Annotated in this window: 21 protein-coding genes; 10 read left to right on the top strand and 11 right to left on the bottom strand. The window is 68.5% G+C overall.

The window, feature by feature from the left end; translation table 11 throughout:
* On the bottom strand, positions 1–234 hold a 234-nt coding region (locus ACWDUA_RS09350), incomplete at its 3' end, for a transposase family protein (RefSeq protein ID WP_449750726.1).
* A 547-nt stretch (positions 235–781) separates the two neighbouring features.
* On the opposite strand from ACWDUA_RS09350, the gene ACWDUA_RS09345 reads away from it, so the two are divergent.
* A complete protein-coding gene (locus ACWDUA_RS09345) occupies positions 782–967 on the top strand; it encodes a hypothetical protein (RefSeq protein ID WP_449750725.1) in 186 nt (61 codons plus the stop codon).
* 303 nt (positions 968–1,270) lie between these two features.
* On the opposite strand, the gene egtD is transcribed toward ACWDUA_RS09345, so the two are convergent.
* The 4 genes from egtD to ACWDUA_RS09325 form a co-directional block, all read right to left on the bottom strand.
* Positions 1,271–2,215, bottom strand: coding sequence for an L-histidine N(alpha)-methyltransferase (gene egtD / locus ACWDUA_RS09340; RefSeq protein ID WP_449750724.1), 945 nt, complete (start codon positions 2,213–2,215; stop codon positions 1,271–1,273).
* Positions 2,212–3,465 (bottom strand): ergothioneine biosynthesis protein EgtB, encoded by a 1,254-nt coding sequence (egtB, locus tag ACWDUA_RS09335; protein WP_449750723.1) that lies wholly within the window; start codon positions 3,463–3,465, stop codon positions 2,212–2,214. Before egtB ends, egtD begins: the two co-directional genes overlap by 4 nt.
* A gap of 128 nt (positions 3,466–3,593) precedes the next feature.
* A complete protein-coding gene (locus ACWDUA_RS09330; RefSeq protein WP_449750722.1) occupies positions 3,594–3,851 on the bottom strand; it encodes a hypothetical protein in 258 nt (85 codons plus the stop codon).
* A 148-nt stretch (positions 3,852–3,999) separates the two neighbouring features.
* Positions 4,000–4,494: a DUF5709 domain-containing protein gene (locus tag ACWDUA_RS09325; protein ID WP_449750721.1), complete on the bottom strand. Its 495-nt coding sequence runs from the start codon at positions 4,492–4,494 to the stop codon at positions 4,000–4,002.
* 103 nt (positions 4,495–4,597) lie between these two features.
* Between ACWDUA_RS09325 and ACWDUA_RS09320 the strand changes: the two genes are divergently transcribed.
* A complete protein-coding gene (locus ACWDUA_RS09320; protein ID WP_449750738.1) occupies positions 4,598–5,164 on the top strand; it encodes a hypothetical protein in 567 nt (188 codons plus the stop codon).
* A 40-nt stretch (positions 5,165–5,204) separates the two neighbouring features.
* On the opposite strand, the gene ACWDUA_RS09315 is transcribed toward ACWDUA_RS09320, so the two are convergent.
* Complete coding sequence (locus ACWDUA_RS09315) at positions 5,205–5,621, bottom strand: DoxX family protein (protein WP_449750720.1); 417 nt, start codon at positions 5,619–5,621, stop codon at positions 5,205–5,207.
* A gap of 165 nt (positions 5,622–5,786) precedes the next feature.
* On the opposite strand from ACWDUA_RS09315, the gene ACWDUA_RS09310 reads away from it, so the two are divergent.
* Genes ACWDUA_RS09310 through ACWDUA_RS09290 form a run of 5 tightly spaced genes read left to right on the top strand, consistent with a single transcriptional unit; the run spans position 5,787 to position 12,008 of the window.
* Positions 5,787–7,142, top strand: coding sequence for a M1 family metallopeptidase (locus ACWDUA_RS09310; RefSeq protein ID WP_449750719.1), 1,356 nt, complete (start codon positions 5,787–5,789; stop codon positions 7,140–7,142).
* A 47-nt stretch (positions 7,143–7,189) separates the two neighbouring features.
* Complete coding sequence (locus ACWDUA_RS09305; protein ID WP_449750718.1) at positions 7,190–8,536, top strand: lipopolysaccharide biosynthesis protein; 1,347 nt, start codon at positions 7,190–7,192, stop codon at positions 8,534–8,536.
* Between the two features lie 6 nt (positions 8,537–8,542).
* Positions 8,543–9,949, top strand: coding sequence for an ethanolamine ammonia-lyase subunit EutB (locus ACWDUA_RS09300; RefSeq protein WP_449750717.1), 1,407 nt, complete (start codon positions 8,543–8,545; stop codon positions 9,947–9,949).
* Positions 9,946–10,767, top strand: a complete 822-nt coding sequence (gene eutC / locus ACWDUA_RS09295; RefSeq protein WP_449750716.1) for an ethanolamine ammonia-lyase subunit EutC — start codon at positions 9,946–9,948, stop codon at positions 10,765–10,767. The genes ACWDUA_RS09300 and eutC overlap by 4 nt, the downstream gene beginning before the upstream one ends.
* Positions 10,764–12,008 carry an MFS transporter gene (locus tag ACWDUA_RS09290; protein ID WP_449750715.1) on the top strand — a complete coding sequence of 415 codons (1,245 nt, stop codon included), beginning with the start codon at positions 10,764–10,766 and terminating at the stop codon, positions 12,006–12,008. Before eutC ends, ACWDUA_RS09290 begins: the two co-directional genes overlap by 4 nt.
* Before the next feature lie 11 nt (positions 12,009–12,019).
* Here ACWDUA_RS09290 and ACWDUA_RS09285 read toward each other — a convergent pair whose 3' ends face one another.
* Positions 12,020–12,715: a TetR family transcriptional regulator gene (locus ACWDUA_RS09285; RefSeq protein ID WP_449750714.1), complete on the bottom strand. Its 696-nt coding sequence runs from the start codon at positions 12,713–12,715 to the stop codon at positions 12,020–12,022.
* An 83-nt stretch (positions 12,716–12,798) separates the two neighbouring features.
* On the opposite strand from ACWDUA_RS09285, the gene ACWDUA_RS09280 reads away from it, so the two are divergent.
* Genes ACWDUA_RS09280 through ACWDUA_RS09270 form a run of 3 tightly spaced genes read left to right on the top strand, consistent with a single transcriptional unit; the run spans position 12,799 to position 15,877 of the window.
* Positions 12,799–13,470: a class II aldolase/adducin family protein gene (locus tag ACWDUA_RS09280; protein WP_449750713.1), complete on the top strand. Its 672-nt coding sequence runs from the start codon at positions 12,799–12,801 to the stop codon at positions 13,468–13,470.
* On the top strand, positions 13,467–14,294 hold the full coding sequence (locus ACWDUA_RS09275; protein ID WP_449750712.1) for a phosphotransferase family protein: 828 nt from the start codon (positions 13,467–13,469) through the stop codon (positions 14,292–14,294). Before ACWDUA_RS09280 ends, ACWDUA_RS09275 begins: the two co-directional genes overlap by 4 nt.
* Positions 14,291–15,877 carry an FAD-dependent oxidoreductase gene (locus ACWDUA_RS09270; protein WP_449750711.1) on the top strand — a complete coding sequence of 529 codons (1,587 nt, stop codon included), beginning with the start codon at positions 14,291–14,293 and terminating at the stop codon, positions 15,875–15,877. Before ACWDUA_RS09275 ends, ACWDUA_RS09270 begins: the two co-directional genes overlap by 4 nt.
* On the opposite strand, the gene ACWDUA_RS09265 is transcribed toward ACWDUA_RS09270, so the two are convergent.
* Genes ACWDUA_RS09265 through ACWDUA_RS09250 form a run of 4 tightly spaced genes read right to left on the bottom strand, consistent with a single transcriptional unit; the run spans position 15,858 to position 19,576 of the window.
* Positions 15,858–17,021: an LLM class flavin-dependent oxidoreductase gene (locus tag ACWDUA_RS09265; protein WP_449750710.1), complete on the bottom strand. Its 1,164-nt coding sequence runs from the start codon at positions 17,019–17,021 to the stop codon at positions 15,858–15,860. The two genes, ACWDUA_RS09270 and ACWDUA_RS09265, sit on opposite strands and share 20 nt — an antisense overlap.
* Positions 17,022–17,028: 7 nt before the next feature.
* Positions 17,029–17,766 carry an ABC transporter ATP-binding protein gene (locus ACWDUA_RS09260; RefSeq protein WP_449750709.1) on the bottom strand — a complete coding sequence of 246 codons (738 nt, stop codon included), beginning with the start codon at positions 17,764–17,766 and terminating at the stop codon, positions 17,029–17,031.
* Entirely contained in the window at positions 17,763–18,617 is an 855-nt protein-coding gene (locus ACWDUA_RS09255; protein ID WP_449750708.1) for an ABC transporter permease, read from the bottom strand. Before ACWDUA_RS09255 ends, ACWDUA_RS09260 begins: the two co-directional genes overlap by 4 nt.
* A complete protein-coding gene (locus ACWDUA_RS09250) occupies positions 18,614–19,576 on the bottom strand; it encodes an ABC transporter substrate-binding protein (protein ID WP_449750707.1) in 963 nt (320 codons plus the stop codon). Before ACWDUA_RS09250 ends, ACWDUA_RS09255 begins: the two co-directional genes overlap by 4 nt.
* Between the last annotated feature and the right edge of the window lie 322 nt (positions 19,577–19,898).

The raw sequence follows: 19,898 nt of genomic DNA, 5'->3' as shown, positions 1-19,898 counted from the left end.
TTGCAGATAGCAGCGCCAGCCACCGAGGTCGAGATGGCGCCAACGTCGTGGCTGATTGCTCTGATCGTATCCAGGACAACGCTTATGACATCGAGGACATCGAGATCGCGTCTGGGCGTGAGCCCGGACCGTCACCACTACTCCCGACGTGCCGACATTGTCGACAAACTCCACATCGAGCACCGTCAGGTGCTCGACTCCCAGTAGCTTCTGCAGTACAGTGGTCGTGCGCAACGCCTTGCTCCTTCTGTTTAGTCTTCGCAAACCAAACATTATGGGAGACAGGGCGTTGCGTGCTTTAGGCGCACCGTTGGGTGCCCACAGAATCGTCAGTAGTGCCACACATAGGCGAACCTATGCCTAATTGTCAAGCAGAGCAAGATTTGTGGACAAGTTGTGAAAGCTGTTCACCCTGGGGACTCGGGTTCACCCGTGGGGTGCCCCCTTGAACCCACCGCTCCAGGCATCGGCCGACAACCGCCTCAGTCTGCGGCCGACTGCCGCAACCGACGCATCCGGACCCGGACCGCGCAGACATGTGTGGCGGCAGCACGTTCGGCGGATTCGGCGTCACCGGTCCCGGTTCCAACGATCGACGGGACATGCTGGAGACGCTACGTGCCGGCGCCTCTGCGCAACGGGCGCAACGTAGACTGGCCAATGCCTTCGATACCTCGGAGATGCCGGCCCCGCCTGCGACGGTGCGTCCTCGACCCTCGGTCTCCCGCAGGGTCGGGTGCCGGATGGCGTCACCGAGGGCCGCAACGCGGATCTCACGCTCGTGCGTTTCGACCGAGACTTCACCTGTCTACCGGTCCTCGACCCGGCGGCATCGCTGCTGACCATCGCGTCGCCGAAGATCGTCGACACCGTCCGGGTGGCCGGCGAGGTCGTCGTCGCCGATGGTCGCAGTACCCGGATCGACGTCGCCGCCCTGACCGCAGAACTGGCGGCGCTGAGCAGCTGACCGGGACATGCGCGATGATCGAGCCCGGGATCGAGCGAACCGAGGGCCGACCCATCGTCGAGGGTCCGTTGCGTGGTCACCACCCAAGGCACGCTGCGGAGATCTCGACAAGGGTCCTCGCCCTTCGGGCTCGGTCCCGGCTCGATCACCAACAAAAGCACCATCCACTATCATCAAAAGTCAACAGCCAGTTGCTGGTTGAGCCGACAAGGAGCGAAGCGCCAAGTCGAGTCGACACCCCCGCCGGCCGACCTCCCCAACCACTACCGAGCGTGGTCACCACCCGACGCACTCGAACCCCACCTACCGCCTACTCAAGGTCAGGGAGAAGTCGCCGAACGAGTCGGTCCAGGTGTCGACCGGCGCGAGACCGGCGGATGCCAGTTCCTCGTGTAACGCCGACAACTCGAACTTGGTGCTGATCTCGGTGAGGATCTCGGTGCCGGCGGCGAGGTCCCAGTCACGTTCCAGCGCCGCGAACGTGGCATGGACGGGACGCCGTGCGCGCAACCACATCTCGATCCGGTGGCGGACCGGATTCCATCGGGCGATGTGGTCGAAGTCGTCGGCGTACAGGCCGGTGGCACCGAGTCCGGTGCGGAGCACCTCGATCATGTTGCGGTTGAAATCGGCGGTGACACCGGCCTTGTCGTTGTAGGCGGCGACGATTCTTCCGGTGTCCTTGACCAGGTCGGCGCCGAGCAGGAAGTAGTCGCCGGGGGTCAGCGCGGACGCCACCCGGGTGAAGAAGACACCACGGTCGTCGTCGTCGAAGTTTCCGATGGTCCCGCCGAGGAACACCGCGACGCGGGGGCCGTCGGCATGCGGCAGAGTCAGGTCCGGTTCGGTGAAATCGGCTTCCACCGGCCCGATCTCGATGTTCGGATAGTCGCGGGCGAGGATCGCCGATGATTCGGCGAGCATCGGCGCGCTCACATCCACCGGGACGTAGGTGAAGGGGCGGCCCGCGGCCCCGAAGGCGTCGAGCAGCAACCGGGTCTTGGTGGATGTGCCGGAACCGAATTCGACCATCATCACCGACTCCGTCTCGGCGACGATCTCGCCGGCCCGGTCGGTGAGGATCGATGTCTCCCGCCGGGTCGGGTAGTACTCCGGCAATCGGGTGATCTCGTCGAAGAGTCTGCTGCCACGGCCGTCGTAGAGCCACTTCGTCGGCAGGACCGGCGGATCGAGCCACAGCCCGGCCGATGCGTCGGCGGCGAGCGCCGAGTCGAGTTGCACCGTCACCGCGCGAGCCTCAGGCCGGCGAACACCCAACGCGACGGCGCGGGGAAGAAGTTCCGGTACGTGATCCGCTCGTGTCCGACCGGCGTGATGGCGCTCGCCCCGCGCAGAACATGCTGATCGGACATGAACTTCCCGTTGTACTCACCGACCGCGCCGTTCGCGGGGACGAATCCCGGGTAGGGCAGGTAGGCGCTCGACGTCCACTCCCAGACGTCGCCGATCATCGTGTCCCCCGCCCGGCCCGGATGGCATCGATCCGGGTCCAACAACATCCCGCGTCGATCATCGACGGCGAGAGCGGCTGTCTCCCATTCGAACTCGGTGGGCAGCCGCGCACCGGCCCAGCGGGCAAAGGCGTCGGCCTCGTAGAACGAGACGTGCATGACGGGTTCGTCGAGCACCAGCCACCGGCGCCCCGACAACGTGAACGTGGTCCACCCGTCGTCGTCGAATCGCCAGTATCCCGGTGCACCCCATCCGGTTTGCCGGATGTGGGCCCACCCGTCGGAGAGCCACAACTCGGGGCGGCGATACCCGTCGTCGGCGATGAACTCCAGCCAGTCGGCGTTGGTGACCGCACGGTCGGCGATCTCGAAGTCCTCGAGGAACACCCGGTGACGGGGCCCCTCGTTGTCGTAGGAGAAACCTGCTCCGGCGGCACCGGTCTCGACCACACCCCCGGACACCGACCGCCACCCGAGCGGTCGCGGGCTCCCCGAGGGATCGGGTTCGCGGTCGATGTAGGTCGGTCCGGGAGTCAACGGGATGGTGGAGAACAGGTGCTTGATGTCCATCAGCAGCAGTTCCTGGTGCTGCTGTTCGTGATTGCACCCGAGTTCGATCAGATCGAGGGCTCCGTCATCCAGCGAGCCACGCAGCAGCGCCTCCTCCATCGCCCCGTCGACGTAGTTGCGGTAGTGGGTGATGTCCTCGACGCCCGGCCGTGTCACCAGCCCGCGGTCGGGGCGCGGATGCCGCTCGCCGACCGCTTCGTAGTAGCTGTTGAACAGGTATCGGTAGCTCTCGTCGTACACCACGTAGGCGGGGTCGCGGCGCAGCACGAACTCCTCGAAGAACCAGGTGACGTGGGCACGATGCCATTTCGCGGGGCTGGCCTCGGTCATCGACTGTGGCGTCTGGTCTTCGGCCGACAAGTGCGACGACAATCGGTCGGTGAGTTCGCGAACGTCTCGAAATCGTTGCGCGGGAGAGCTTCCCGGGATCGTGTGGACGGACTGGGTGATGCTCACTGGAGTTCCTCCCGTGACGCTGGGACACCGCTCGGACGCAGGGGCTCCACGCCCCCGTCCCGTCCATGGTTCCCACGCCCGTCCAGGCTGTCAACGTGGGTCCCCCGACCAGCACACCACGGAGGTCGTCACCCCGAGGGGCGACGCACCACCCAACAGACCCCCACCGAGATCACCGGCGTCCGCCTCGACGACCTGATCACCGTCATCCGCAGGGCCCACGACGGCCTCCCCCCGACCAGCTCACCGATGCCGTGTCGGCCGCCGATCACCTCGACGAGGCGGCCACGGCCGTCCTGGAGAACACCGTGCAGACCGCGCTCGGTCTCGGGCACGACGACGTGGGCACAGAGCACCTGCCGGTCGCTGTTCGCCGACCCGGCCATCGGGCGCGCCCGGGCGACCTCGATCGTGACGGCATGTCGCCGACCGTCGTCGAGACCCTCTTCCCTGTCCGATGATCCGCGGGCACCGAACGGCCCCCGGTCAGTCCCCGTCCCGGTCAGTCCCCGTCCCGGTCAGTCCCCGTCCCGGTCAGTCCCCGTCCCGGTCAGTCCCCGCGTCGATGATGTGGACCGCGGCCTCCTCGGCACTCGCCCCGGCCCCGTCGATACCGCAGTCGGTGGCGAGCGCCTCGGCCTCGGTGTCGGAGATGTCGCCGAGATCCGGCGCCACGAGGCGCCCGGCCCGGCGGGCACCGACCTCGCCGTCGGCGGTGAACTCGTCGTCGGCGTCGGACTCGTGCGACCGCCAGTCGGCGGGCGCGTCGTCGAGCGGATCGGTGGCACCCACGTCGGGCACCTCCTCGGCGAGTCGTTCGTCGAGGGTCTCGCCGTCGCGCATCTCGCGGGCGGTCAGGCCGTGGATGGCACCCTTCGGGGCGCGATCGGGCGGCGAGTATCCCTCGTCCAGGACATCGTCGACGCCGCGATCGTCAAGGGAATCCTCGGGCTGCAACTGGTCGTCGGCGTCCACGCTGTAGTCGCTGTCCGAGCCCTCGTCGATGGTGTCGTTCTCGTAACCGCTCATGCTTCTCACGATGCCACTCGAATCGGCCACCGCGCGTAACGGGTTTGTGAATCAGATCACTTTTGCCGGGCTGTTCGGCGACAATGTGGGGGTGATCGAAGAAATGCAGGATGAGGCCCTGGCCCTACTCCGGGCAGGTGACTACGGTCACGCGCTCGCCGAGTTCTCGGTTCTGCGTGAGATCCGCTCCCGCCGCGAGGGTCCCTACTCACCGATGTACCTGTCCAACCTGCACGATTCCGTTCGCTGCATGTCGCAGCTCCGGCGGTGGGCCGACTCCACGCCGTTGTGCCGTGAACTCCACGGCAAGTACGTGCGGACCCACGGTCGCGGCGAGGCCGACACGGTCGACGTCGCCAAGCATTGGGCGTGGGCACTGGTGCATCTCGACGACCACCCGCCGGCCGTCCGGCTGTACGTGCTCACCGCCGATGCCCTGTGGGACATCGACCGGCCCCAGGCCCACCGGCTCCTCGGTGCGGCCCTGGCACATCGGCACGATATCGACCCGGAGGCCCTGGTCTCGCCGGGGACCATCGACGGTGTCGGCCTGCGTCATCTCGACGGCGTGCTGGCCGATCTGCGGGAACTGCGGACCGGATTCCCCGACGTCGCAGAGGCCGACGATGTGGCATTCGAGCGGACGACGATCGACGGCCTGGTGGCCTGAGCCACCCGACCGCCGATTCGACCTCCCCGGCGGGGTCGGGTCAGACCCTGGACCTACCGCGCAACCGGGTCACATGGCCGTCGAGAGCGAAGCCACCGGCGGTGGCGAAGCCCACGGCGACCAGCCCGGCGATCAGGGCGAGCGGGAACTCGTAGCCGCCGTCGGCATCCCAGAATCCGGCATCCCAGTGGACGGTGGCGATGGCGCCGATCATGTCGATGATCAGCAGCGTCGAGACCAGCGGCAGGGCGACACCGAGGATCAGCAGGATGCCGCCGATCAGCTCCACCCAGGTGGCGTAGTAGGCCGAGAAGGTCGGTGCCGGGACACCCACCGAGCTGAAGAACGCCGCGGTGGCGTCGATGCCGTTGTGGAGCTTCTGCCAACCGTGGCTGATGAAGATGATGCCGAGGATCACCCGCGACACCAGCAGGGCAATGCTTCGTGGACCGTACATGGCTTCTCCCCTTCCGAAGGACTGCCCGCAACCGTATACGGACCGCAGTCCGTTTATCAAGCCTCGGACGGTCACCCGGTCGCCCGCCGCGGCGGCGGGTAGTCTGCAGAGGCCGGACCGGCGCCACCACCGGGGCCGGATCCGCCAGCAGACGAGGAGGGGTGCGTGCCGGGTAAGTCGGGCAAGAGCCCACGACAGCCGGTGCTCGGATCGCCGACCGATGTGCTCGATCCGTACCTCCCACACAACGGGAACCTCGGTTATCGCATCTCGCGGTACGACCTGGAACTCGAGTACAAGGTGTCGAGCAATCGGCTCGAGGGCACCGCGACACTGACCGCGACCTCCCACATCCACCTGCGGCGTTTCAGCCTCGATCTGGCCAACACCCTCAACGTGACGCGGGTCGTCGTCGACGACAAACGGGTGCGGTACTCCCACCGCAACCACAAGCTGACGATCACCCTGGCCGGCCCGATCCCGCCGGGCGCGGCGATGACGATCGTCGTCCGTTACACCGGTTCTCCCCGCCCCATCCGCGGTGCGTGGGGTGAGGTCGGCTGGGAGGAACTCACCGACGGCGCCCTGTGCGCCAACCAGCCCAACGGTGCGGCGTCGTGGTTCCCGTGTGACGACCATCCGATCGCCAAGGCGCCCTACCGCATCGCGATCACCACCGACAGCCCCTACTACGCGCTGGCCAACGGGGTCCTCGAGTCCAAGCGGGTCCGGGCCGCGCAGACCACCTGGGTCTATCACCAGGTGGAACCGATGCCCACCTATCTGGCGTCGATCCAGATCGGGCAGTACCGCAAGGAATCACTGGCCACCAAGCCGATCCCGGTGGACGCGATCTATCCGCCCCGGCTCAAGAACGACTTCGGCTACGACTTCGGCCGTCAGATCGACATGATCGAGGCCTTCGTCGAGATGTTCGGACCGTACCCGTTCCCGCGGTACTCGGTCGTCGTGACCGACGACCCACTGGAGATCCCGATCGAGGCGCAGTCGTTCTCCACGTTCGGCGCCAACCACTGCGACGGCACCCGCGACGCCGAGCGTCTGATCGCCCACGAGCTCGCCCATCAGTGGTTCGGCAACTCGGTGACCCTCGCTCGCTGGCGCGACATCTGGCTGCACGAGGGATTCGCCTGCTATGCCGAGTGGCTGTGGAGTCAGCGGTCGGGCGGACGTAGCGCCGACGAATGGGCCCGCCACTACTACGCGAAGCTGGCGGCCGCACCGGTGCGTGTCCCGCTCGCCGATCCGACGCCGCGCAAGATGTTCGACGACTGGGTGTACAAGCGCGGCGCGATCACCTTGCACGCCCTGCGCCTGACCATCGGCGACGGCAACTTCTTCGCGTTGCTGCACCGCTGGACCGAGAAGTACCGCTACGGGTCGGTGACCACCGAGGACTTCATCGCGCTGGCCGCGAACTACTCGTCGATCCCGCTGCACGACCTGTGGCAGCGCTGGCTGTTCACCCCCGCGCTCCCGCCGTATCCGGGCCCCTCCTGACCACCCCGGACATGGTCGACCCGTCGTCCTCGCCGACCGGACCGGAAATGACCGGATCGGGGTCTCCGCAGACCGGATCGGGATCGGCGCCGGCCGCGCTCGGGCGCGTCACCGTGGCCACCGCGATCGCCGCGGTGTCGGGCTATCTCGTCCTGCTCATCGCCGCCCGTGCCCTCGGGCCGGGTGGCTACGCCGTGTTCGCGGTCTTCTGGGCGGCCTACGGGCTGGTCACCGGAACCCAGAACGGGCAGCTGCAGGAGACCACGCGAGCGATGCGTGCGGCCGGTTCCGGCGCAGTCCCTGTCACCCCGGGCACAGACCCGCGTCCCCGGGCTCGGCCACTGCGGATCAACATCGCCGTCGGCATCACACTCGCCGTCGGCGTCGCGGTGACCGCACCCCTGTGGAGCGGGGCGGTCTTCGACGCGCACCGCTGGTTGTCGGTGGTGCTGTTGGCTTGTGGCGTGACCTCTTTCGCGGTCTACGCACATCTGTCCGGCGCGTTGTCGGGGACGTTGTCGTGGGGTGGCTTCGCGGTGCTGCTGTCGGTGGACGCGCTGATCCGACTGGTCGGCGCCGGGATCGCCCTCGCCCTGGGATGGGGTACGACGGCGTTCCTGGTGATCACCGTGATCGGGTCGGTGTCGTGGATGGGGCTGTTGCTCTGGTCGGCCCGTGCACGGGCGGTGGTGGACCTGCCGGCCGACGTCGGCACCCGCACGTTCACCGCGCAAACGATCACCGCGATGGCCGCGGCCGCCGCAAGTGCGGTGGTGGTGATGGGCTTCCCGGTGCTGATCTCGCTCACCTCCCGTACCGCCGACGACCCCGCGGTGGTGGGTGCGGTGATCCTGGCGATCACGCTGACGCGAGCACCGCTGTTGGTGCCACTGAACAGCTTTCAGGGGGTGCTGATCTCCAGGTTCGTCGCCGCGCGTCGCCGGCCGGTCGCCTCGGCGACGCTGCCGCTGGCGGCGGTGACCGTGATCGGCATGGCCGGTGCCGGGCTTGCGGCGCTGGTCGGCCCGTGGCTGCTGCGGGTGGTCTTCGGTGGCGGTTTCCGGCTCGACGGCACCGTGCTCGCGCTGTTCACCCTGGGTGCCACCGTGCTGGCCCTGCTCACCATCACCGGTGCGGCGGCACTCGCTGTCGGCGCACACCGGCTGTACGCGATCGGCTGGTGGGGTGCGACGGTCGCGTCGGCACTCCTGCTGCTCCTGCCCGTCGCGGTCACCGACCGTGTGGCACTGGCCCTGATCTGCGGTCCGCTGGTCGGGATCGCGGTGCACCTGACCGCGCTCGTCCGGGTGGGTCCGGGCGCGGCGTCACACGCGCGGCCGTCCCGCAAGCCACGCCACACGGGCAGCCAAGACCCGGTGGATGGCGTAGCTTGAGCTCGTGTGAGACACCGTCAGACACTGCGCGGACATACCTACGAGTTCTCCGGCCTCGTGGATGTGATGGCCAAGGCCACCCCGGCGCGCTCCGGTGACGAATTGGCCGGGTGCGCAGCCGAATCCGATGCCGAGCGGGCTGCCGCCGCATGGGTGCTGGCCGATCTCCCGCTGACGGTGTTCCTCGAGCAGACCGTGGTGCCGTACGAGACCGACGAGATCACCCGCCTGATCGTCGACACCCACGACCGGACCGCGTTCGCACCGCTCGCCCACCTGACCGTCGGTGGTCTGCGTGACTGGCTGCTCGAGCAGGTGGTCGCCCCCGACGGCGCCGGACGGCTTCGCGACGTGGGACCGGGCCTGACCCCGGAAATGGTTGCGGCGGTGAGCAAGGTGATGCGCAACCAGGACCTGGTCGCCGTCGCCCGGCGGATCGAGGTGACCTCCGCCTTCCGGACCACGATCGGCGCGCCCGGCCGGCTGGCCACCCGCCTGCAACCCAACCACCCCACCGACGACCCCCGCGGGATCGCCGCCGGGATGCTCGACGGCCTGCTGCTCGGCAGCGGCGACGCGGTGGTCGGGATCAACCCGGCCACCGACTCCCCGCAGGCCACCACCGCCCTCCTCGACCTACTCGACGACATCCGGGTGCGCTACGACATCCCGATGCAGTCATGTGTGCTCTCGCACGTGACCACCACCATCGGGCTGATCGAGCATGGCGCCCCGGTCGACCTGGTGTTCCAGTCGGTGGCCGGTACCGAGGGCGCCAACCGCGGTTTCGGCGTCGACCTGGCGATCCTGCGGGAGGCCGACGAAGCGGGCCGATCGCTAGGCCGCGGCACCGTCGGCAGCAATGTGATGTACCTGGAGACCGGGCAGGGTTCGGCGCTCTCGGCGGGAGCACACCTGGGCACCGGTGGCCGTCCGGTGGACCAGCAGACCCTGGAGGCCCGCGCCTACGCGGTGGCGCGGGAACTGCGGCCGCTGCTGGTCAACACGGTGGTCGGGTTCATCGGCCCGGAATACCTCTACGACGGCAAGCAGATCATCCGCGCCGGACTCGAGGACCACTTCTGCGGCAAGCTCCTCGGCCTGCCGATGGGCGTCGACGTGTGTTACACCAACCACGCCGAGGCCGACCAGAACGACATGGACACGCTGCTGAGCCTGCTCGGGCTGGCCGGGGTGGCGTTCGTGATCACCGTTCCCGGCGCCGACGACATCATGCTCGGCTATCAGAGCCTGTCGTTCCACGATGCACTGTATCTGCGGAATGTGTTGGGGCTGCGGGCAGCTCCGGAGTTCGAGGCGTGGCTGCAGCGGCAGGGCATGGCCGATGCGGACGGTCGTATCCGGCCCCTGGACCCGTCGCAGTCGCCGTTGCGTGGACTGGCCGCGTCATGAGCACCCCCGATCCGAGCACCCCGGACATCTGGAATCCCCTGCGCGGGTTCACCCAGGCACGGATCGGGCTGCAGCGCAGCGGTTATGCGTCGTCGACCGCCGACCTGCTCCGCTTCCAGGCCGACCACGCCGCAGCCCGCGATGCGGTCCACACCCCGCTCGACGTCGGCGCACTGGCGGCCGGATTGCGCGGTCTGGGGCTCGGTGAGCCCGTCGCGGTGACCGGACGCGCCGCATCGCGTGCGGAGTACCTACGACGCCCCGACCTCGGCCGTCTCCCCGCCGATCTCGGCGCGCTCACTCCGCCCGCCGGCGGAGCCGATGTGGGAATCGTTGTGGCCGATGGACTTTCGGCGACCGCGGTGAGCACCCACGCGGTGGCGCTGACCGCGGCCATCGTCGGCGCCCTCACCCCGGACCTGGGCGTGGCGGCCCCGGTCGTCGCGACCGGCGCACGGGTGGCCCTCGGCGACCACATCGGCGAGGTGCTGGGCGTGCAGACCCTGCTGGTGATCATCGGCGAACGCCCGGGCCTGTCGGTGGCCGACAGCCTTGGCATCTACCTGACCCACCTGCCCCGACCGGGACGACGCGACTCCGAACGCAACTGCATCTCCAACGTGCATCCACCCGACGGCCTCGGCTACGAGCACGCCGCCCGGATCGTGCGGGCACTGGTCGACGGAGCCCGCCGGCTCGGGGCATCGGGCGTTGCCCTGAAGGACACCTCCGATCCCACCGCGCTCCGCGCGGCACCCGACACTCCCCCGGTCGTCCGCGCAGCACCGGGCCCAGAAGGAGACGACACCGCATCGTGACGACCCGCCCCTCCACCGGAACCGACCTCACCCCGGGCGTGCGCCTGAGGGCCCGCAAGGCTGCGGTCGCCGCGGGATATGCCGCGCAGGGCCTCGGCTATGCGGCGGTGATGACGGCGCTGCCCACCTTCCAGGACACGTGGGGGATCGACGAGACCGGGGTGTCACTGATCCTGCTGGGAACGTGCGTGATGGCCGGGCTCGGGTCGGTGGCAGCCGATCTCGTCGCCGTGCGCTGGGGCAGCCGGGTCGCGGTGTGCGCCGCGCTCGCCGTCCAGACCGTCGCGATCGCGACCATGGCGATCGCCCCGGCATATGCGGTGTTCCTGGCCGCGGTGATCGTCTACGGCATCGGGCTGGGCACCATGGATGCCGCGGTGAACATGCAGGGCGCCATGCTCGAGGCCCGCACGGGGATCGCCCATCTGGGCCGCTTCTATGCCGCCTACACCGCCGCAGCGGCGCTCGGTGCCGTCGCGATGAGCGGCTTCCTGTCGTCCTCGGCGGGCGCAGTGGGCGCGCTGTTCACCGCGGTCGCGGTGCAGATCGCCGTCGCGGCATTCGGGTTCGGTGCTCTCGACCCGTCCCGGGAACGCGCCGTCGCGAAGACCGACCCGGGTGCGTCGGAGAATGCACGTCCGGCCCTGCCGCGTCGCGCGATCTGGGTGGTCGGGGTCATCCTGATGGCCGCGTACATGCTGGATTCGGCGGTGTCGACGTGGAGCACCGTCTATCTCACCGAGGCGTTCGACGGCGTCGCGCGCCTCGCACCGCTCGGATACGCGCTGTATCAGGCCACCACGCTGATCTCGCGGCTGATCACCGACCGGCTCGAGATGCGCTGGGGTGTGACGAGGCTGGCGATCGCGGCGATCGTCATCGGACCCGCCGGGTGCATCGTGATCGCCGCGGTCCCCACCTTCGCCGGTGCGGTCACCGGGTTCGCGATCGCCGGCGTGGCCGTCGGCATGCTGGTCCCGGTGACGTTCGCCGCCGCCGGCCGGATCCTGCCCGCCCGCCGTGACGAGGTGATCGCGCGGGTCAACCTGTTCAACTACGTCGGGGTGATCCTCGGTGCGGTCACGATCGGCGCGATCGCCTCCGGATCCGGGATCGGACCGGCGTTCCTGATCCCCGCTGCCGGCCTGGTCGCGGTGATCCCGGCCGCCCGCCGCATGCACGCACACACCGGCTCGGCGCGCCCGGGTGCGGTGGTCGGCGGTCGGTCGCCGTCGAGCTAGTCGCCGCCGAGCTAGTCGCCGCCGATCCGGTCGCCGTCGAGGTAGGTGCGCAGCATCGACTCGAGTTCGTCGAGGAGTGAGAGGTCGGGTTCGTCACCGTCGAAGGCCTCGTGCATCACCGCATCGGTGGCGGTGAACACCACGCGCGCCGCCACCGCATCGGTGCGTCGCACCCCGCATGCCACCATGAGTTCGTGCACCTTGGCCGCCATCCGATTCTTGTGCGCACGGCCGGCATCACCGGGAACCGAGGTCGCCGACCGTACCAGGCGGACGATGCTTTCCTCGGAGTAGATGCGGGCGATCTGGCCGATCACCTCGGCCACCGGGTCGTCCACGTCCTCTTCGGCGACTCGGCTGATCACCGTGTCCATCAGGGCCTCGATCCGCCCGTGATAGCGAGCGACGAGCGCCGCGGCGATGGCATCCCGGTCGGGCAGGTACTGATGCAGCGCCCCGGGGGACAGCCCGGCGGCGTCCGCGACGCGGGTCAGGGTGAGCGCCTCGACACCTTCGGTGGCGGCGATCCGATCCGCGGCGGCCAACGCCCGGGACACCTTCTCGCGGGAACGCATCTGGGTCGGCGTGCGCCGCAGCGGAACCCCGCTCAGATCCTCCTGCGGAACCCCGCTCAGATCCTCCTGCGGAACGCGCTCGCCCGGCGCCTGGGCCTCACCGGCGGTACGCTCGTCGGGTTCGGTGGACACCGGGCAACCATAACCCGACCGTCGGGTGACCTCCACAAGAACCAGACTTGACTTTGGTTTCCCGGACCTTCAGGCTGAGTCCCGTGTCCTCAGGCCTCCCACCTGCCGCCACCCTGCGAGAAACCGTCGCCACGGCTGCTCGACGCCTGGCCGAGTCCGGTGTATTCGTCGGTACCGCAGGCAATATCAGCGCCCGTTCCGACGACGTGGTGGCCATCACCGCGTCCGGGGCACAGCTGGGCGCCATCACCGCGGACGAGGTGGCCCTCGTGGCTCTGTCCGGGGAGCTCCTCGAAGGACCGCGGCCGTCATCGGAGATCGACCTGCATCTCGGGGTGTACCGGCGTCCGGAGTTCGCCGCGCTGACCTCGGTGGTGCACACCCATTCCCGCTTCGCCACCGCACTGTCGGTGGTGCGCGATCACCTGCCGGTCATCCATTATCAGCAACTCTCGCTAGGCGGTGCCCTGCGCGTGGCCCCGTTCGCGACCTTCGGCACGCCGGAACTCGCCGACGCCGTTCATCGAGCACTGTCGGGCCGGCTCGCCGCCCTGATGGCCAACCACGGCGCGGTGGCCCTCGGCATCGGCGTCGACAACGCCGCCGACAACGCCCTCCTACTGGAATGGCTCTGTGAGATCTATTGGCATGCAAGCTCTCTGGGCCCGCCGCGAGAGCTCACCGAGGAACAGCAGCGCGCCGTCGTCGAGCATGCACTGCGGATCGGTTACGGCGCCGTGAGCGAGGCACGATGACTGCCGTCAGCCTCGGTGAGCTCCTGGCCACCGGCCGTACCAGCGACATCCACGCCTGGGACACCGACAAGGTGATCAAGATCTTCAAGGACGACGTCGACACCGCACTGATCGCCAAGGAGATCCGCGACTCGGCCGCCGTCCACCAGCTCGGGGTCACCCCGATCCGCTACCACGGCGCGGTCACCATGCCAGACGGCCGGATGGGTATCGTCGTCGACCGCCTCCGCGGCGACGCACTGACCACCGTCGCCGAACGCCGTCCCCACAAGATCATCTCCGTCGCACGACGTCTCGCGCGTGAGCACGCGAGAATCCACACCACGCACACCACCGACTTCGACGATGTCCGTGACGTGGCCGAGAACCTGCTGCACACCCGTCCGTTCTCTGACCTGACGGTCGACGAGCGCCGGGCGCTGCGCAGGCAGATCCAAGAGCTGCCGGGCGGGAGCTCGGTGCTGCACCTGGACTTCCATCCGCTCAACACCTTCGAACACGACACCGGGATCGCGACCATCGACTGGCAGTCCACCGCAGCCGGCCCGCCCGCGGCCGATGTCGCAGCCACCTGCCTACTGTTCACCGAAGCCGAACTGTTCCCGGGTATCTCGACTTTACAGCGGGCGCTGTACCAGTCGGTGCGCCGGGTGATGCTCCGTTCCTATCTGGCCGAGTACACCCGGATCACCGGGATCGGCGGAGCCGAGGTCGAACCCTGGATGACCACCGCGCGCATCCTTCGACTGGGGTGGCTCGATGTGGAGAGCGAACGCCAACCCCTGCTCACCCGTATCCGCTCGGCGATCGCGACCACCTCGTGAGCGCCACAACCGGGTCCCCGAACCCTTTGCAGCGAAGCGACTTCGGCGGCACCACCACCACCGTCGACGTCCTGGTCATCGGGGGTGGGATCACCGGCGCCGCGGTGGCCTACGAGGCGGCGAGCCGCGGCCTGCAGGTGGCCCTCGTCGAGCGCGCCGACTACGGCGCGGCGACGTCGGCGGCCACCGGCAGACTGATCCACGGCGGTCTGCGCTATCTCAGGCAGTTCGACATCCGGTTGGTACGCGAATCACTCGCCGAACGCCGCACCCTGATGTCGATCGCCCCCAATCTGGTCGATCCGGTCGGCATGGTGCTCCCCGAGCCCGGCCTGGTCGAACGGGTCGGGCTGACCGCCTACGATCTCCTCTCGTTCGACCGCAATCGGATCGCCGACCGATCCAAACAGATTCCACGGCATCGGATTCTGGGTCGCGACGACCTCACCCGGCGGGGGCTTCCCGGCCTGCGGTCGGGTGCGTTGTTCCACGACGCGATGATGCCGAATCCGGAGCGACTCACCCTGGCCTTCTTGCGGAGCGCCGGCGCCTACGGCGCACAACTGGCCAATGATGTCGCGGTGGAGACGATCATCGGTGGCGGTGGACGTATCGTCGGAGCACAGGTGCGCGACGGGCAGACCGGTCGTCAGGGTGAGATCCGTGCCCGTGTCACGGTCAACGCCACCGGCCCGTGGGCCCGTGACGTGCTGGCGAGCAGTCCGGTCACCGATGTCCTCGCCCCGCCGGCCCCGCCGGTGCGGTCGGAGGGAATCTATCTGGTGACCCGGAAACTGTCGGAGACCATGGTGCTCACCGTGTCCGGGCACAGCCACTTCAGCGTGGCGCCGTGGCGCGGCCTGAGCCTGATCGGTCCCACCGAGACGCCGTATCACGGCGACGTCGACGACTGGCGGCTCACGCGCGCATCGATCGACGCCTTCCTCGAGACGGTCAACACCACCTCGATGTTGCCGGTACAGGTGGGTTCCGACGACGTGCTCGCCGCCTACGGTGGGTTACGTCCGCTGACGGAGCAGACCTCCACCGACACCTACAATGCCAGTCGTGCTTCGGAACTCGTCGATCACCGAGCCGACGGCCTCGACGGCATCGTGTCGGCCACCGGCGGAAAATACACGACATCGCGTGCCTTCGCCGAGACCGCCGTGGACACCCTCGCCTCGATCAGCGGCGTGCCGGTGCGGCCGAGTACGTCGGCCACGGCGATCCTGGTCGGCTGCACCGCGACCGACACCGACGCCGGCATCGTCGAACAGCTCTACGGCACTGCCGCACCCGCGGTGCACGCCCTCGCCGACGAGGACCCGCGGCTGGCACGTATCGTCACCCACGACGGGATCCCGCTGGCCGCCCTGGCCTACTCGGCGCGCCACGAGTCGCCGCGGTCACTGGCCGATCTGTTGTTGCGCCGCACCGGGATCGGAAACATCGGACTCCCCGCCGACGACGACCTGGCCGAGATGGCCGCCATCGCCGGCGCGGAACTCGGCTGGGACGACGCGCGGATCGCCGCCGAGATCAAGGCGAGTCACGCGGAACTCAGCGTTCCCGACCGCTGACCACCACATCCGGGGCGGCGGTGGCCCGCTCTGCTGCACGCACCAACGGGACGACGCCCTCGGCGAACCAGAATGCCTCTTCGATATGCGGCTGCCCGGAGAGGACGAAGTGGTCGACGCCGATCGCCCGGTACTCGGCGATCAGTGCCGCCACCTCGGCATGGCTTCCGACGAATGCGGTTCCGGCGCCGGGACGGACGAGCCCGTATCCGGCCCACAACCCGGGATAGACCTCGAGCCGATCGAGGTCGGCGTTCATGTCGAGCTGCCGGCGTTGCCCTTCGGACTCGGACTGCAGCAACCGTTCCCGGGCGAGGCCGATGAGTGCCGGGTCCATCCGGTCGACGAGCCGGCGCGCCTCGGCCCATGCCTCCTCGCTGGTGTCACGGCTGATCACGTGTGCCCGGATACCGAACGTCAGGGTGCGCCCATACCGGGCGGCACGGGCACGCACGTCGGCGATCAGTGCCGCCACCTTGTCCGGCGGTTCGGTCCAGGTGAGGTAGGTGTCCACCGACGCCGCTGCGACCTCGCGGGCGGGTTCGCTTGCGCCACCGAAGAACACCGGCGGCGCGGGGACCGGCGGATGGGCGACGACAGCCCCGGTCACGTCGTAGTACTCTCCGGTGAAGTCGAACGGGGTCCCCGACCATGCCTGCCGCACGATGGTGAGGAACTCACCGGCACGGGCATACCGTTGCTCCTTGCTCAGCCGGTCACCGAAGCGGTGCTGCTCCTCCGCGTCGCCACCGCACACGATGTTCAATGCCAAACGGCCACCGGAGAACTCGGCAAAGGTCGCCGCCTGCTGCGCGGCGAGTGTCGGGGTGATCAGGCCTGGGCGGAAGGCCACCAGGAACGTGAGCCTGCTGGTCTCCCGGATCAGCGCCGCGGTGGTCAGCCAGGCGTCGTGGCACCAGGTCCCGGTGGGGGTGAGCACCGACTCGAATCCGAGTCGTTCGGCGGTCTTGGCCACCAGCGCAAGGTAATCCAGGTCCGGGGGCCGGATCGCCGACGCCGTGCCCAGGACACCCGCCGATTGCAGACCGCCGATCACCTCGCGGCCGTCGCCGGACGTGGGCAGGAACCAGTGGAAATGGGCTGTGCCATCGGTGTCAGTGCGCCGGGATATAGGGCTGTTCATCGCGAGCTCATCCTCTCTCGGGTGGTGACGGGATCGCGCCGACGCGGGCGCCGACGCCGAGGTGTTCGAGCACCTGCTCGCGCAGTTCCACCAGGGCACGGTCGTCTCGGACCCGCGGGCGCGGCAGGTCGACGGCGACGTCGTGGGCGATGGTGCCGTCTTCGAGGACGAGAATCCGGTCGGCGAGCACGACGGCCTCTTCGACGTCGTGGGTGACCAGCAGTGCGGCGAACCCGTGGGTTTCCCACAGCCGGGTCAGGAGTGCATGTGCCTCGAGCCGGGTGAGTGCATCCAGCGCGCCGAACGGCTCGTCGAGCAACAGCAGATCGGGATTGCGGACCAACGCCCGGGCCAGGGAGGCCCGTTGCGCCTCACCGCCGGACAGGGTGAGTGGCCAAGCGTCCGAGCGATGGGCGAGACCCACCTCGCGTAGCGCGTCCTCGGCGAGCCGATCGGCGTCGGACCGCCGGAGGTTCAGCGACACGTTCTTGATGACCTTGCGCCACGGCAATAATCGCGGTTCCTGGAAGGCGACCGCACGGGAACCGTCGACCTCGAGGGACCCGCCATGTCGCTCGTCGAGCCCGGCGACGATCCGCAGCAGCGTCGACTTGCCGGATCCGGATCGGCCCACCAGGGCCACGATCTCCCCGGCGTGCAGGGTGAGGTCGATCCCTTGCAGCACGTCGACCTCGCCGAACGACCGGGAGATGCCGGAGGCGTGTACCACCGCGCGGGCGCTCATCGGGCCACCCGCCAACGCAGCAGCCGACCCTCCAGGCCGCGGACGATCGAGTCGCTGATCAGACCCAGCAATGCGTAGATGACCAGACCCAGCACGATGATGTCGTTGCGGAAGTAGGTGCGGGCGTTCATCACGAGGTAGCCGAGGCCGGCATCGGCGTTGATCTGTTCAGCGACGATCAGCGACAGCCAGGCGACGCCGAGGGACAGTCGGAAGCCGGTGAGTGCCTCCGGCATCGACCCGGGGATGATCACCGTGCGTGCCAGACCGAGCCGTCCCAGTCCCACCGAGCGACCGGCCTCGATGAGTTTGGGATCGACCCCCTTGATTCCGGACACGAGATTCAGGTACAGCGGGAAGAGGACGCCCAGTGCCACCATCAGGACCTTGGGCTCCTCACCGATGCCGAACCACACCACGAACAGCGGGATGAGTCCGAGGAACGGAACCGTGCGCAGCATCTGAAGCGGCGGGTCGATCGCGAGGTCGGCGACGCGGAAGAAGCCGACCAGGAGGCCGAGTACCACGGCCACCGTCACACCGAGGACCAGACCGATTCCCACGCGCTGCAACGACACCGCGAGCGCGTCCTGGAGACTGCCGTCGGCCCAGAGTTCCTGCGCCGCCGCCCACACCTGCGTCGGGGGTGCCAGTTTGCTCGCCGGGATCACACCGCGGGACGACAGGATCTGCCACAACACGAGGATGACGAGTGGCGAGACCAGCCGGATCCAGGGACCGGAGCCGACGCGGCGCAATCGTTGTCGCCACGGGCCCGGAGTGCTGTTGCGATGTTCGCCGGCCTCCGCCCGAGCCGACGGCGCGGAGCGCTCGATGACCGCCCCGGTCATCCGCTCACCCCTGCCCCGGTGACCGCGTCGTTGAACTGTGCGTCGAAGTAGTCGGCGGCCTTGGGTGCCCTGGGGATCTCGCCGGCTCCGGCGAACAGGTCGATCAGCTTCTGCTGCTTGGCGATCTGCTCGTCACCGATGGGAACCAGTGGTCCGGACCCGGTGGCGAAAGTCGCACGGGCGGCCGGCTCGGGCAGTTTGGTGAGCTTGCTGAAGATCGGCACCCACGCGTCGACGTGCGTCACCGACCACTGGTTGGCTCGCGTCAGGCGGGCGAGTAGATCGCTGAGCGCCTCACGCTTGCGCGTATCGCCCAATGCCTCATCGGATGCAAGATAGTAGACCTGCTGGGTGGTCAGCCCGGCGCCGTCGGCGATCACCTTGCCGTGCGCTTGGGCTTGTCCCAGAGTGCTGTACGGGTTCCACACTGCCCAGGCGTCGACCTGCCCGGAGGAGAACGCCGACAGTGCTTCCGTGGGGGACAGATAGGTCGCCTGGATGTCGTCGGGTTCGAGACCTGCCTGCTCGAGTAGCGCGAGCACCAGGCCGTGCGAGCTCGACCCCTTGGCGAAGGCGACCTTCTTGCCCTTCAGGTCTGCGATCGACCGGGCCGAGGAGCCGTCCGGCACCAACAGGAAGTCGTTGGGCTTGGTGCGTGCCTGCACGCCGACGATCTTGATGGGTGCACCACCGACCTGGGCGAACACCGGCGGCACGTCACCGGTCCCACCGAAGTCGACCTTGCCGGCACCCGCGGCCTCCAGCAGCGGAGGACCGGATTCGAATGAGGCCCAAGTGATGTCATAAGGCAGGTTGTCGAGCTCACCGGCCGCCTCCAGCAGCGACTGGGTGCTCTTGACCTGGTCACCAACGGTCAGGGTGATCCTCGCCGACGAGTCGGACGAGTCCTTGTCCGACGACGAGCAACCCGTCAGTGCCAGGCCGGTCACCGCAGCCACGGCAACAGCCGCGACACCCAGGCGGCCCCATCGGGATCTCGTGCACCCGGATCGCGTGTACCGGGTGCGTGTGGACTTCTCGGACACAGTTCTACCCCCATGATTCGGTATCGGATCACGAGTGTGTCGGCACAAGGGTTGCGCGACAATGATTCGAGTCAATGTGAGCCGATGTCGTCCCCCAGCAGGCCAAGCGTCGGGCGATCAGGACGACCCGCCACTGATTGAGGCAGACCACCCCACGATGATGGAGCCGGGACCGAGCCCGAAGGGCGAGGACCCGAGTCGAAATCCGGCGAGACAAGAACACCCACAACCATTT

The sequence above is a fragment of the Gordonia sp. NPDC003376 genome (assembly GCF_053589235.1).
The sequence above is the reverse complement of the archived record's forward strand: the minus strand, read 5'-3'. Positions and strand labels throughout refer to the sequence as shown.

Coding starts and splice junctions, on each gene's coding strand:
- ACWDUA_RS09330 (WP_449750722.1), bottom strand. CDS start 3,851: ATGGCCGGGTCGGCGAACAGCGACCGGCAGGTGCTCTGTGCCCACGTC.
- ACWDUA_RS09325 (WP_449750721.1), bottom strand. CDS start 4,494: ATGAGCGGTTACGAGAACGACACCATCGACGAGGGCTCGGACAGCGAC.
- ACWDUA_RS09320 (WP_449750738.1), top strand. CDS start 4,598: ATGCAGGATGAGGCCCTGGCCCTACTCCGGGCAGGTGACTACGGTCAC.
- ACWDUA_RS09315 (WP_449750720.1), bottom strand. CDS start 5,621: ATGTACGGTCCACGAAGCATTGCCCTGCTGGTGTCGCGGGTGATCCTC.
- ACWDUA_RS09305 (WP_449750718.1), top strand. CDS start 7,190: ATGACCGGATCGGGGTCTCCGCAGACCGGATCGGGATCGGCGCCGGCC.
- eutC (WP_449750716.1), top strand. CDS start 9,946: ATGAGCACCCCCGATCCGAGCACCCCGGACATCTGGAATCCCCTGCGC.
- ACWDUA_RS09275 (WP_449750712.1), top strand. CDS start 13,467: ATGACTGCCGTCAGCCTCGGTGAGCTCCTGGCCACCGGCCGTACCAGC.
- ACWDUA_RS09265 (WP_449750710.1), bottom strand. CDS start 17,021: ATGAACAGCCCTATATCCCGGCGCACTGACACCGATGGCACAGCCCAT.
- ACWDUA_RS09260 (WP_449750709.1), bottom strand. CDS start 17,766: ATGAGCGCCCGCGCGGTGGTACACGCCTCCGGCATCTCCCGGTCGTTC.
- ACWDUA_RS09255 (WP_449750708.1), bottom strand. CDS start 18,617: ATGACCGGGGCGGTCATCGAGCGCTCCGCGCCGTCGGCTCGGGCGGAG.